The organism is Singulisphaera chitinilytica (assembly GCF_049331405.1).
GTDB lineage: Bacteria > Planctomycetota > Planctomycetia > Isosphaerales > Isosphaeraceae > PoT.
In genome coordinates this window covers 957,403-969,604 of the sequence record NZ_CP186274.1, presented here as the reverse complement: position 1 = coordinate 969,604, position 12,202 = coordinate 957,403, and the positions used below count along the sequence as shown (strand labels likewise).

Sequence of the window (12,202 nt, the reverse complement as noted above, 5' to 3'; positions counted from 1 at the left end):
GCAGGTCGGCGGCCGAGCGGTCGAGGACGAGCATCCCGTCGCGGTCGCGGAGGCCGAAGGGCCGGCCCGGTTCGAATGAGGTGGGAAGCATCAGGAGCAGACCCCCGAGGTGAAGACGAGCGCGTTGGACATCTCCTCGCGGCGGGCCCGGACGACCGGGGGCGTGGTGAGGTCGACGGAGTCGTTGCCGTTGCTCTCGTAGGCCGGGTCGGAACTCGCGGTCCCCGAATCCGTGCCGTCGACCCACGCGCCGCCCGAGTCCGGATACTGCTCGGTCCAGGCGTAGGCGCCGCCGGTGCCGCCGGAGGTCAGCTTGATCCACATCCACTTGGTGGTGGAGGTCGAGGCGAACATGCCGCCGGGGCCGCCGCCGACGGCGAGGGGGCCGGCGCCGGCCCAGTTGCCGCACCTGGCGATCTCGCGGACCATCGAGGTTAAATCGGAGGCGCTAAGCCGTTGGCCGGCTTGGAAGGAGCTCGGTAACATGGGCTGCCCCATGAGGGGGAGGGATCGGATGAGGTAGGAGTTGAGCAGAGAGGAGATAGGGTCGACAGGAAGCCGACCCTGGAGGCGGATGGATTTCTATCTTACAACTTCTCTATCGGAATCGCCAGAGGGGGTGGCTAAGGCCGGTGCCCATGGGCACCGCTTACCAGCAACAAAGGTTGTTGCCACAAGTTCCGACAGTTGTCTATACAGCCAAAAAAAAGAATACATCAGATCGAGTGCGAGACGTCAAATCATATTTGAGGATAGGAGGATTGCGTCGATCAAAAAATCTAAAGATCGTCTGTACAGGATAAGAGCATAAAAATAAAACTCTCCATACGTCTACACATTTCGACTAAGGTTGCGTGATCCGATTCATACACGGTGCCATGAGTTACCGCGCTAAGTCGATCGAAGAACTCTAATACAACCTTGGCGTCCTTGACAGCGAATTGCTTGAATTTGTCAGGATGGTCACGCACGATATATTCTATTCGAGCCCTTCGAGTGATACACTTAACATTGTCTTTGTTGAAATAAAAATGATTTGAGTCTTTGGACCAAGTTTTGATGCTCTCATCCGGAGCAAGCCGATGGATGATGTTAGTGAACAGTTCGCGTAAAGAAGTGCACGCATGACGTTCATAGTCAGGCTGCTGATTATCGATTGATGCCCGTGAACCTTCGAGCATGGTTAAAAAGCCTGGGCCAAAGCCAGCAAGCATTCGACTCAGAGACTCATCTTCAATCTGCGATTGACCATCGCGAATGTCGGCAATTGCGGCGTCGACATCCTGATCGACTTCGACTCCAGAACTACGTGCAACTAGGACGCTGTGGTTAAAGAATTCCAGGACGGCTCGCCTGACGAGATTCTGAGATATTCCTACAGATAAAACATCAGGTCTAGCGACTGATTCAACGAATGTTAGGTAAGATGACGAGAATTTTTCATGTGATTTTAAAAGGTGTTTTTGCTGCCTGATATTAGGATAAAGATTATATGCAAAATTGAGACTACTGACTCTCTTGATCGCTTCTTCAGACAGTATGGACTGCTGATAAAGCTTGGTTAGAGCAAGGTTCGAACTTGCGGCCGCCGCGGTCAAGTGCTGAATCTGATCGGTTTGATCTTTTAAGTGACTCGCAAACTTGTTGATAGAACTTTCGTAGGCATGCGGAACCAGCTGTTGGTCTAAAAGTGCTTTAATGGAGATGGAGGCATCAAAGGCAGGTTTGGACAAGTGAGCGATTAAGCTACTCTCTTGTAGCTTTCGTTGCGATGTCAGGACGTTAATCTGCTTTACGTATTCGGCAATTCGATTGGAAGCTTCCGAGACAGCGTTCACTGAAGGCCGAGCGGCATTTTGCAGGCTCGTCTCAAGCCGGCTCTGCATGTCTTGCATTGATTTTATTTTAATAAGCAAATCGTGGATTGTGGCCATGGAGTATTCCGAATCAATAAGTCGAGATTTTGGTTCCGATCAATGACCAACATTGGCCATTTGTCATACGGCTGTCGCAAATTCAATGCGTCAACTTCCTCGGCCTGTGGAGTTATTTCCTGAATTCTTACGATCTTCCGCAAGCTGGGTTTTTGCCCGTTCGATCATATTGCGAACATCTTGATTGGTGCCCCACGCCGAGATTCGGACATCAGGGTGCTGCGAGGCAAAGACGCGGAAGATCTCGTCGGCGAAGGCTTGGCCGATGGAATCGATGCCATCGAAGTCCAGGATGACCTCCTCGAACGCCTCGCACCGCGCGAGCACGCGTTTCGCCTGAGACCTCGAGACGAGGCCATCTTTCCCGAATTGCGCCAGGCGTAGAGGTACCTTCGTCTTCGAGAATTCGTATTCTCCCGAGTCGAGATTGGAATACTGGTCGAAGATCTCTTTCGTCGTGCGAGGACTGTCGATGGCGATTTCCATGACCACTCTCGTTCCCTTCTCGGGCTCGTCGCCGGTATCGAGGAGCCAATCGTCTTTGAGGTCCTGCCGATGACTGAAGAACTGCCCATCTGATTCGATTGTGAAATAATCAAAGATGCGAGAAGTAAAAAAGATCCCTTGCCCCGAATGGTTTCGCGGGTCGGTCGTGAGCTTCCCCTTCAGCAATTCCAGGATCGCATGCCTGTGATCGATGAGATCGAACCTCGTCTTAATCTTCTCGAAAATACCAATTCCATCATCGTGTATCCCTAACGTTATATTTATAGCATTGCGATTTACATAAACTCTAACATTCGTACCCTCTGAATGGTCGATGGCATTGTTGTACATTTCGGTGAAACCGTAATACCAAATGCTCCGGTTGTGATCGGACAGGCCTTCGAAATGAGGCGAGACGATGTCCCGCCACACAATGTCCTCTTGATTGTGTTCTGCCAGAGACAAAGTTACGGAAAAGTAGTGCGATTTCAGGGAGTAGGTCCGCTTCTTCGTCTTCCCATCTGCCTCGAGGATCTCATCGTCGATCAGTGTCGCAAGGTGCCTGCTGACGGCCTGCCTGGTGATGCCGAAGTGCTCAGCCGTGATCTTCGCGATCTCAGACGGGTGCTCCTCGACATTGCTGATGATGAATTTGCGGATCTCGCCGCTTTTTGGCTTGGCCGTCATCTACTCTCCTTTGTCAACATGGAACAGTCTTATTGTCAACAAGAAGGCCCACTATTGTCAACATGGGAATTGCGAGTTTTTGAAAGCTGGCGTCAAATGGGCAACAGTGTCACCTCTTGATATCCAAGAAAAAGGCCGGTGCCTATGGGCATCGGCCTGCATCACTCCTCACCCCTCCATCGCGGGCGCCACGACCCCGAACGGACTGCCCCCGCCATTCCACGTCAGCCCCGACGCATCATAGGCCGCCGCCAGCTCTGCCGGGACGCGATGCCCCACCAGGACCGTGCAGACCTTCTTGTACGCCGAGCACGTCCCGGCCGGGCAGAGCCGACAGCCACGCGGCCTGTCCTCGGCCCATCGCCTCGTGATGGCCGTCACCGTCCCGCCGCCCGAGGCGAGGTAGCCGACCTGGACGATGACGGGCTCGGGCTGGAGGGCGATGGTGCGAGGAGAGCCGGAGGTGGAGCGGGGGCGCGCTCCCCGGGGTTTCGTCTTGGGGAAGGGGAGCACGTCCATCACCGCCCCTCCATGTCGTACCTGATGATTTGAACGCCGCCATTGGCCAGCGTCCGGATCGTCGCCGCGATCCTCCGGCCCTTCCAGATCACCCGGTCGCCGTCCACCCCGGCGACGAACTCCTCGACCTGGTCGCCGATGACCCGCTGGAGCGTCTGACGCTTCGAGGCGTGGCAGACCAGGCTATCCATCCCGGTGACAACCCAGGCCGGCTCCCGCCGCAGCCGTTCGGCCGCGGCGGCCTGGATGTCGAATGCGGCGCGGAGGCCGTCCTTGTCGGGGTCGTGGTCCATCATCGCGACCTCCTCGCTTCCTCGAGCTTCTGGACCTGCTGCCCCCATCGCTCATCGCCGGGGCCGATGGCCGACGCATTCATCAGGACGACGACCGGCCCGGCCTGGACCGCATGCCACGCCGGGCCAAGGTCCGCATAGCTCCGCAGCCAACGCCTGGTGGTCATGATCTTCAGGACCACCTCGACGTAGACCCCTCCAGGGAAGACAGCCAGCGAAATAATGATGCGGAAGACCCGTTCGCCCTTCCTCTTGGGAGGCGGGGCCGAAGCCCCGTCCCGCCCGGCCGTCGCGAAGACGCGATTGATCACAGGGCCACCCCCTCTCCGATGAAGAACGCCCCGTTGTGGTCGTCGCTCAAGTCGGAGATGACCACCGGGGCCGCCGAGTAGAGCCACTCGTGGTACGCGCTCTCCATCTCCTCCTCGTCGGCCTCATCGCCCAGGCCACGCTCCTCGGCGTCGCGGATCTGGGCCCACCACAGCTCGTCGCCCCGATCGTGGACGCGGCGGGTCACCCTGGGGTTGGAGCTGGCGGGACGAGGGGCGGGAGCCGGCTCGACCTCGACGAGCTTCAAGGCCGGGGCGGCCGGACGCTCCATCAGGAGCCGACGAAGCTCGTCCGTGGCGGCCTTCCGCCCGACGTTCTCGATCTCGGACAGGCTCGCCTCGGGGCAGTCGAAGGCGTACGAGGACATGGCCCGATTCTGGGCCCCGTTGACCCGCCATCGCTCGGACTGGGTCAGGCCCTGTCCGTTGATCATCGGGAGGGGACGCTGGTCGATGGGGCAGCAGAGGCCGCGATCCTCGAGGCCTTCGCCGAAAGGGCGGGAGGGGCGATCCGAGCGGCGGGCGGGCTTGGTGGGGACGACGCGGGAATAGACGCGGACAGATCGGGAGGGAGCAGTTAGAATCGACACCGGAGACTCCTGTTCGCTCAGGGGCTTCCCACGAGGGCCGAGGTGTTACCAGCACCTGCGGCCCTCATTTCGTTTGGCAACCGCATCGGTTGCTCGACTTTCATATCATAAGCTGTACGTACAGAATGTCAATGCACAGAATACGAAACTTTTTTGTTTTCTTGCTATTTCTGTACATACAGGATAAGATGCAGCTGTGGTTTTCGTGGTTGACCCATTCGATTTCGATTACGATCGGTCCAGAGGTAACGGAGGAAGCATGTCGAAAACCGGAACTGTCATGGGCCGACCGAAGAAGAAGCTGCCGAGTGGATCTGACCCCTCTTTCAAGACCATCGGGATTCGAACGTCGCAGGAGTGGGCCGATTGGCTCGACACCTTGGCGCGTCATTACCGGACTACGGTCGCCGGGGTGATTGATCGCGCCCTCGCCGAATGGACCGAGGCTGAAGGCTACCCTGACCGACCACCACAACGGATCCCGTGACGTCCTAAAGGCCAGCTTCACCGCTGGCCTTTCTCATTGATTTCCCGGTTAAACGTGAGGATGAAAACCTAGAAATTTTACAAAAGAGGGGTCGATAAATTTGTGTAGCCAGGATATCAGGGTCGATCAATAGGCACAGCTATCAACGGAGGTCATCTGTGAGTGAAATTGAAGGTGTTGCTGCGAAAAGGATGCGGCGGCCTAGAACGACAACCAAGACTCCGGGGCCACCCAAGCAGCCGATCTCGGGATTCCGAGGCAGTCCGGAATTCGCCGAGTGGGTCTCGAGACTGATCGTGTTCAGCCGCCTGCCGGCCACGATCCTGATCGAACACGCGCTGGTCGAGTGGGCGGACCGCCACGGCTTCTCCGAGCCTGCGCCTATGCGTTGAATCCTAGCCGTTTCTTGAGAGGAGAGCCCTTGAGATGTCTCTGAAGTCGAATGATCCGAACCCCCTGGCGATCGACCGCATCCGCGTCGACGGGGGTACGCAACCTCGGGCCGAGATGAATGACGAGGTTGTGACTGAATACGTGGATGCGGCTATCGAAGGGCGACTGCCGCCTGTCACAGTCTTCTATGACGGGTCCGACTACTGGCTCGCGGATGGCTTTCATCGGCTTGAAGCCTGGAAGCGAGCCGGGTTCCACGAGGTCGACGCCCAGGTCTTCCAGGGTGATCGTCGGGAGGCTGTCCTCTATTCCGTCGGAGCGAATGCGGACCACGGCCTGCGACGCACCAACGAGGACAAGAGACGGGCCGTCTGGACGCTGCTAAGGGATGAAGAATGGTGCAAGTTGACTGATAGCGAAATCGCCAAACGGTGTGCTGTCAGTCACCCGTTTGTCGGGAAACTACGTCAGGAGATGAAGCCATCTTGTAACGGTTTCAAGATGGAAGGCTCCGAGAGCCCGCCTTCGGAACGCAAAGCCACCCGCAACGGCAAGACCTACACCATCAACACGTCCAAGATTGGAGGTTCCACCGCCAAGAAAACAAATGAGCAAACTCACTCGGTCGTATCCGGCTCGGTCGCACTCCTGGACGACCCCGCTCGTGATGAACGTGAGCAGCGGCAAGTCGAGTCCCGGCCTCCAGTCGTGGTCAAGCAGTCGGCCTCGGCCATTGCCATTCAAAAGGCCCCCGAACCTGAGGAGGAAGATGCCAACGACCATTTCACCACGCCAGAATGGCGTGAAACCGAGCGATACATTCGCAAGCGGTTCGATAGCTTGCCGGATGCGGAACAGAATGACTTTGCAACCAACCTTCTTCGCCTCTCCCACCGACTCACAGCCCAATTTCGGGTCCCTATCCTGTAACGGAGTGATTACGTGAGCAGCAATCAGGAGATCTCCCTGGACTGCGGCGCAGGCATCATCGATGTCTTCCGCGCCAAAGCCCTTTCCTGGGAGGTCATGCTTTCGGAGTGGATCGACAATGCCTTCGGGGCGCAGGCACGCAACATCACGATCCGCAAGACGGGATCGAGGATGGAAATCATCGACGACGGCCAGGGGTGCGACGACCTGAGGATCATGCAGTCACCGGCCAGGGGCCTGAGGTCGGCGACCAACAAGGCAGGCATGTACGGCGTGGGCGGTTTGATGTCTCAGATATGTGCCTGCCAGGGCACGCTATCTGAGGTCAACAGCACCACGCCGCACAAGGTGAGCCGAATCGTCTGCGAATGGCAACAGTGCATCGATCAGGATCGGTTTTTTGCCTTCTACACAGAAAAACCGATCCCGAGCAAAAGCACTCAAACGGGACTGCATATCACCATCCACAACTGCAAGAGGATCGCTAGCGTCGATAGGCTGGCTCGCGACCTGTCCTACCGATTCGCGAAGCACCTGCAAACCGACCACACCCTCATGTTGGAGATCGACGGTCAAAAGATCAAGGTTGATCCTTTTGCCCACCCAAAGCTCAAGAGCAAGCGAAAGCTCGACCTGGTCGTGGACGGACATCGCATTCACGGATTCTGCGGCATCGTGCCGCCAGGCGAACCTAATCCCTATCCCGGTTGGTCGGTCCACTGGGGATATCGCTTCCTGGGCCAGTTCCACGAACCGGCGGAGGGCAGGCCCAGCAATCGGATTTACGGCGAGGTCTACCTGCCGCCGGAATGGAAGAACATCGGCGTCACCAAGGACTACTTCAGCGAGGAGCCAACCGCGCTCTGGGCCTCGCTCGCCGAGGCATGTCGCGACCTCGTCGACAAGGCCGAAGCCCAGTCCCAGAACATCGAGCTGACCTCCATCGCCAAAGCTGCGGAAACACTGCTCAGCGCGGTGATTAGCGGCAAGCAATCCGTGAAGGGGGCTCGGCCGGGGACGACCGGGAAGCGAGGGACTGTCGAGTCGACGGGGACCGGTGGGGAGCATCGGAATTTCAGGACGACCCAGCCGGGAGACAAGAATACCGAGGAGATCGTCCGGACGGTCCGGACGCCGGATCGGGTGCGCATCGTCTTCGACGAGACGATCGACGGCCTGTACCGGTTCGACAGCAGCGGATCGCATGGACGATCCTTCCTGCTGACGCTCAACGACGGCCACCCGTGCATCAAGGCTGTCCGGGGGGACGCCCACAGCTTGGCCAAGCTCTGCCTGTCCTGGGTAGCCCACGAGATCATCGACAGGTCGGCGGTAGGCGATATGTTCCCGACGATCCGGGACATGACGTACAGGGACCTGCTCCTGGATTTCTTCAATCGCCTCGCCGATCAGCCGGGCGCCGTCATAGGGAACCGCCGTAGGCGACGGCCTGCCATGGCTTCTTGACCTCGTTCCAACTTGGCGGTGCCCATGGGCGCCGCCAAGCCGTTTTTGGTTATCGCGGGCTAACGAAATGGCTGGATGTTTGATCGGTCTCAGTGTACTGAACGAACTCAACCCGAGGATCCCAACCTCGATCCTTTGCGTATTTCATCTGGCGCCATTCCAATGCCACACTCTCTTCGAGGGCTTCCCGATCCTCGCCGCCAAGCTGGTTAAATTCTGGTTTGAGCTTGATGACAAGGTAACCCTTGGGCGCCGAGACGTCCACCTCGATCAAATAACGGTCGAGACCTGGTACCGATGACCGCAGAGAGGACTCAACGATTCGGGCGATGCTGACCGCTTTCTCGTTGCTTGACAATCCTTGCGTTTTGGCTGCTTGAGCTTCCTCTGGCGGCGGCGGCGAGGTCAGTAAGAGTGCGAGGGCGATCAAGACTACGATCGGTATACCGAAGGCGAGTAAGTTCTTTTGGAGGCGAGAAATCGGCTTGCTTCGAGGCCGATCACTGAGAGGTTTGTTTGGGCCGACGTCAATGTTGAGATCCATGGCGGTTCCGGCTTCCTTTGGCCAGCGACGTAGAAAGCCCTCTATGTAAACAACCCAACACTCTCAAGTGAAGCCCCTGCCCTCCCTTCGTTACTCGGACTAGAAAACCTCGAAAGGGCTCGATCACCCGAGGAGGAGCTTGGAGAAATCCTTCTTCGTGTAGATCGTGGCGCCGGTGTTGTCCTTCAGGGTCGCCCACTGGAACTTGTCGGGGCGGACGAACTGGTTCCAGTCGATCGTGCGATACTTGAAGACCTCGGTGACGTCGCAGACCTTCGTCCCGTCGGAGAGGAACTTGGGGTCGGTGTCGAACGAGTCGAAGAAGACGGTGGAGTCGCCGCAGCCGAGGAACTTGCCCTGGTTGACGCAGCCGAGCAGGTCGCGGACGTACTTGAAGGGCTGGTAGGGGTAGTCCTTCCACATCAGCGTCACGGTGGTCACCGGCAGCTTGTAGACGCCCTGCGTGGGATACTTGGTGCCGTCGGCGAAGGCGACGCTGCTGTTGGGGATCGGGTAGGTCTCGTAGCCGTACTGGATCTTCTGGCGGCAGTACTGGAGCTGCTGGTTCTCGGCCGGGTCGTCCGTGACCGACTGGAGGTTGAGCGGGTCGTCCGACTGCTGATAGGGCCAGTCGCTGACCGTGAACGTGACCGTGATGATCGCGTACTCGAAGGCGAGCGGGGTGCGGCCCTCGATGATCTTCCCGGCCGGCTCGATCTCGAGGGAGTCGGCGTAGAGGTTGGGGCTGTCGGGGTACTGGTAGGGGACGGTCTGGATCCAGGGGTTCCCCGAGCCGGTCGCCGAGGAATACCCCTGCATGTCCCGGACGAACTGATAGCGGTCGTCCCAGCCGAGGAGGTATTTCTTGACGGCGTACGGCTTCCCGCCGGAGATGCCCTCGCGGAATCCGTCCGACAATTCTTCGTGGGAGACGCTGATCGTGGTCGACATGGGATGGCCCTGGGGATGGGCAAGATCGGGGCGGGAGGTGGGGATGGGTGCGGTGCCCATGGGCACCGGCGGCAGGGGCAAGGCGGAGGGGTGGATCAGCGGGCGAGGACCGCGCCGCCGACCTGGTTGGCGTTGCGGGCGAGGATGTCCTTCAGCTCCCCGAGGAGGCCGACGGCGTCCCGGGTGTTCTTCTCGGTCTTGTCGGCCGAGGAGTTGGGCCTGCTGCGGAGGATGTCCTCCTGGATGCGACGGCCGGCGTCGCTCGCGCTGCTGCCGATGGTGGCCACGGAGGCGGTCCGCCTCTCGTCGTCGCCGGGGCCGATGACCGCGGCGGCCGTCTTGACGCCGATGCCGAGGAGCGACTTCTTGGCGTCGCCGACGGCGCCGAGCGTATTCATGAAGCGGTTCTTGACGTCGAAGAGCTTGTTGTTGACGTCGTCTTTCTTGTTCTGCTCGGCCCTGGCATCCTTGTGGTCGTTCCAGGCCTGCTGCCTCGCCGCGAAGGCCTTGGCGGACTCCTCGGCGGCGGCCTGCGCCTGACGCTTGGTCTCGGCCGCCTCCTGCATGGCCTTCTCGGCCGGGAGGATCAGCTCGGGTTTGGTCGCGGCCTGCCGCATCATGTCGCGGGATTCGAATCCCTGCTTGTCGGCGAGCTTCTGGAGGGCCTCGGCCCTGTTGCCGACCTCGGTGTTCTTCGCGTCGGCGGCCTCGAAGGCGGCCTTGGCCTCCTCGACCGTAGTCGGCTTCTTCGGTGCTGCAGCGACGGGTTTGTTCGTCGCATCCAACGCCGGGAGGGCTTGCGCCGCCACTTCGCGAGGGCCGGAGAAATTGACTCGAGTTTTCCCCCGGATGATCGTTGCGAAGGCCGCCGCGACGTCGCCAAGCGCGTCGGCGGCCATGGAGGCGGCCGGGGTCACCTTCTCGCCCAAGGCTTTCTTCAGCGAGGTGAGCGAATTTCCTGCCCTCGTGAAGCTGGCGTTTGTCTCCTCCCCTTTGATCTTCTGAGCTTTATCGAGCGACGCGGTTGTCCCGGTCTCCTCGGCGGCGATTTTTGTCCTCCGCGAGACCTCTCCGAACTTCGGCGCGAGCTGCTGGAAGGCCGCGAGGTCGCGGCTGTTCTTGAGGCCGATCTCGGCGAGGAACTCCTGCTTGCCGACGGTGTCCTTGAGCTCGCCGAACTTCTCGATCACCATCTGCAGGGCCTCGAGGGGATCCCGCTGGATGGCGTCCTTGAACTTGGCGGAGTCGACGCCGACGGTCTCGGCAAGCTCATGCCAGTTGGTGACCATCTTGGACATGATCCGGCTCACCGCCGAGCCGGCCACTTCGTTCGTCAGGCCCACGTCCTTGAGGACACTGGAGAGCGCGAGGACCTGCGGCAGCGTCATGTTGGCCGACTTGGCGAAGCCGCTGATCCGCTGGGTGATGGCGAGGATGTCGGAGGCGCTGGCGGTCGAGATGTTGTCCATCGCGACCAGCGCCGAGCCGAAGCCTTTGATGCGATCGGTCCCGAGGTCGAAAACGTTGAGCGTCCGGCTGATCTGATTGGCGAGATTCTCCGTCTGCATATCGGGGATGGCGAGCTTCACCTCTGCTAGCTGCTCGGTGAATTGTTTGAGGGCCGGCAGGCCCCCCTTGTCGGTCACGCCCATCCTGGCTCCGATCTGCGCCATGCTGATGAGGTCACTCGTCGCCACGCCGGGGCGAGTCGTGCCCATCTCCATGATGGTGCTCTCGAACGAAGCCATCTGTTCGGCGGTCATACCGGTGATGCGTCGAAGCGTCCCGAACTCGCTCTCCAGGTCGGCCGAGGTCTTCACCACGTCGATGAGCGCCTTCGAGGCTAGCTCCCCCGCCATCATCTGCGGGTTGGCCGCGAACGGCATCCCGGCGCCCGACCACACCCCCGACAGGAAGCCGGGCCCGCCGCCCCCGCCGAAGCTCGCCCCGCCGCCACCCCCTCCGCTCCCCCTGCCGGGCCACCATCCCTGCCGCTGGCCCGTGAAGCGGAACCGGGTCGACATCTGGATCTGTCGGACCAGCGAGAGGAGGTGACTGAGATTGACGTGGGCCTGGTTGGTGTTGGCCCGGACGGGGATCAGGGCGGCTGTCTTCACCCGCTGGAGGTCGACGTGCATCCGCACGATCGAGCGGTTCCACTGCCGCATGTCGGCTCGGATCGGGATGATCGCCCCGCCCAGGCCCTTGAGTGCCTGGATCTGCTGGCGGAGCAGGCCCAGGTTGGCCGTCGCCTGGCCCCGGTCCATCCGCAGGTTGATGGACACGTTGCCGAGCTTGCCGAGGTCGGCGCGCAGCCGATTGATCTGCCCCTGGGCCCGCGTGGTGTTGAGATTCACCGTCGCATTGCCGACCGGGAGGTTCTTCAGCTTCGACATCAGTCCCGCGTACCCGGAGTCGAACTGCTGGGTGCGCAGGGAGAGGTCGACGTAGGCGTCAGCGAGCTTGAGGTTGAGCGCCATGGCTTGCGGCCGACTCTTTCGCGTAGGCTTCCGCCTCGGCCGGGCTGTTGAAGGCCCGCCGGCGCGGATTGGGGATCTCGCCGTCGTTGTTCAGGATCAGGAGCTGCGGCAG

Annotated in this window: 12 protein-coding genes; 2 read left to right on the top strand and 10 right to left on the bottom strand. The window is 60.0% G+C overall.

Features of this window, described 5'->3' with window-relative positions:
- Positions 1-90 precede the first annotated feature (90 nt).
- From ACOYYX_RS03635 to ACOYYX_RS03605, 7 genes are all read right to left on the bottom strand, one after another.
- Positions 91-429 (bottom strand): hypothetical protein, encoded by a 339-nt coding sequence (locus ACOYYX_RS03635; RefSeq protein ID WP_422928575.1) that lies wholly within the window; start codon positions 427-429, stop codon positions 91-93.
- Between the two features lie 350 nt (positions 430-779).
- Complete coding sequence (locus ACOYYX_RS03630; RefSeq protein WP_422928574.1) at positions 780-1,934, bottom strand: hypothetical protein; 1,155 nt, start codon at positions 1,932-1,934, stop codon at positions 780-782.
- Positions 1,935-2,024: 90 nt separating this feature from the next.
- Positions 2,025-3,107 (bottom strand): STAS-like domain-containing protein, encoded by a 1,083-nt coding sequence (locus tag ACOYYX_RS03625; protein ID WP_422928573.1) that lies wholly within the window; start codon positions 3,105-3,107, stop codon positions 2,025-2,027.
- 168 nt (positions 3,108-3,275) lie between these two features.
- Entirely contained in the window at positions 3,276-3,626 is a 351-nt protein-coding gene (locus tag ACOYYX_RS03620; protein ID WP_422928572.1) for a hypothetical protein, read from the bottom strand.
- A complete protein-coding gene (locus ACOYYX_RS03615; RefSeq protein WP_422928571.1) occupies positions 3,626-3,922 on the bottom strand; it encodes a hypothetical protein in 297 nt (98 codons plus the stop codon). The genes ACOYYX_RS03620 and ACOYYX_RS03615 overlap by 1 nt, the downstream gene beginning before the upstream one ends.
- Positions 3,919-4,230: a hypothetical protein gene (locus ACOYYX_RS03610; protein WP_422928570.1), complete on the bottom strand. Its 312-nt coding sequence runs from the start codon at positions 4,228-4,230 to the stop codon at positions 3,919-3,921. Before ACOYYX_RS03610 ends, ACOYYX_RS03615 begins: the two co-directional genes overlap by 4 nt.
- The gene (locus ACOYYX_RS03605) at positions 4,227-4,838 is read right to left on the bottom strand and encodes a hypothetical protein (protein ID WP_422928569.1); all 612 of its coding nucleotides are present in this window, start codon (positions 4,836-4,838) and stop codon (positions 4,227-4,229) included. The genes ACOYYX_RS03610 and ACOYYX_RS03605 overlap by 4 nt, the downstream gene beginning before the upstream one ends.
- 913 nt (positions 4,839-5,751) lie before the next feature.
- Here ACOYYX_RS03605 and ACOYYX_RS03600 point away from each other — a divergent pair.
- Together ACOYYX_RS03600 and ACOYYX_RS03595 are read left to right on the top strand one after the other, a co-directional pair.
- On the top strand, positions 5,752-6,648 hold the full coding sequence (locus tag ACOYYX_RS03600) for a ParB N-terminal domain-containing protein (RefSeq protein WP_422928568.1): 897 nt from the start codon (positions 5,752-5,754) through the stop codon (positions 6,646-6,648).
- A gap of 12 nt (positions 6,649-6,660) precedes the next feature.
- A complete protein-coding gene (locus tag ACOYYX_RS03595; RefSeq protein ID WP_422928567.1) occupies positions 6,661-8,115 on the top strand; it encodes a hypothetical protein in 1,455 nt (484 codons plus the stop codon).
- Between the two features lie 49 nt (positions 8,116-8,164).
- Here ACOYYX_RS03595 and ACOYYX_RS03590 read toward each other — a convergent pair whose 3' ends face one another.
- The 3 genes from ACOYYX_RS03590 to ACOYYX_RS03580 all read right to left on the bottom strand — a co-directional run bounded on the left by ACOYYX_RS03590 (position 8,165) and on the right by ACOYYX_RS03580 (position 12,090).
- A complete protein-coding gene (locus tag ACOYYX_RS03590; RefSeq protein WP_422928566.1) occupies positions 8,165-8,659 on the bottom strand; it encodes a hypothetical protein in 495 nt (164 codons plus the stop codon).
- A gap of 123 nt (positions 8,660-8,782) precedes the next feature.
- Entirely contained in the window at positions 8,783-9,610 is an 828-nt protein-coding gene (locus tag ACOYYX_RS03585; RefSeq protein WP_422928565.1) for a hypothetical protein, read from the bottom strand.
- Positions 9,611-9,705: 95 nt separating this feature from the next.
- Positions 9,706-12,090 (bottom strand): phage tail tape measure protein, encoded by a 2,385-nt coding sequence (locus tag ACOYYX_RS03580; RefSeq protein ID WP_422928564.1) that lies wholly within the window; start codon positions 12,088-12,090, stop codon positions 9,706-9,708.
- Positions 12,091-12,202 lie beyond the last annotated feature (112 nt).

Excerpts from the sequence above, each read along its gene's own strand:
- ACOYYX_RS03635 (WP_422928575.1), bottom strand. The coding sequence starts at position 429 with ATGGTCCGCGAGATCGCCAGGTGCGGCAACTGGGCCGGCGCCGGCCCC.
- ACOYYX_RS03630 (WP_422928574.1), bottom strand. The coding sequence starts at position 1,934 with ATGGCCACAATCCACGATTTGCTTATTAAAATAAAATCAATGCAAGAC.
- ACOYYX_RS03625 (WP_422928573.1), bottom strand. The coding sequence starts at position 3,107 with ATGACGGCCAAGCCAAAAAGCGGCGAGATCCGCAAATTCATCATCAGC.
- ACOYYX_RS03620 (WP_422928572.1), bottom strand. The coding sequence starts at position 3,626 with ATGGACGTGCTCCCCTTCCCCAAGACGAAACCCCGGGGAGCGCGCCCC.
- ACOYYX_RS03615 (WP_422928571.1), bottom strand. The coding sequence starts at position 3,922 with ATGATGGACCACGACCCCGACAAGGACGGCCTCCGCGCCGCATTCGAC.
- ACOYYX_RS03600 (WP_422928568.1), top strand. The coding sequence starts at position 5,752 with ATGTCTCTGAAGTCGAATGATCCGAACCCCCTGGCGATCGACCGCATC.
- ACOYYX_RS03590 (WP_422928566.1), bottom strand. The coding sequence starts at position 8,659 with ATGGATCTCAACATTGACGTCGGCCCAAACAAACCTCTCAGTGATCGG.
- ACOYYX_RS03585 (WP_422928565.1), bottom strand. The coding sequence starts at position 9,610 with ATGTCGACCACGATCAGCGTCTCCCACGAAGAATTGTCGGACGGATTC.
- ACOYYX_RS03580 (WP_422928564.1), bottom strand. The coding sequence starts at position 12,090 with ATGGCGCTCAACCTCAAGCTCGCTGACGCCTACGTCGACCTCTCCCTG.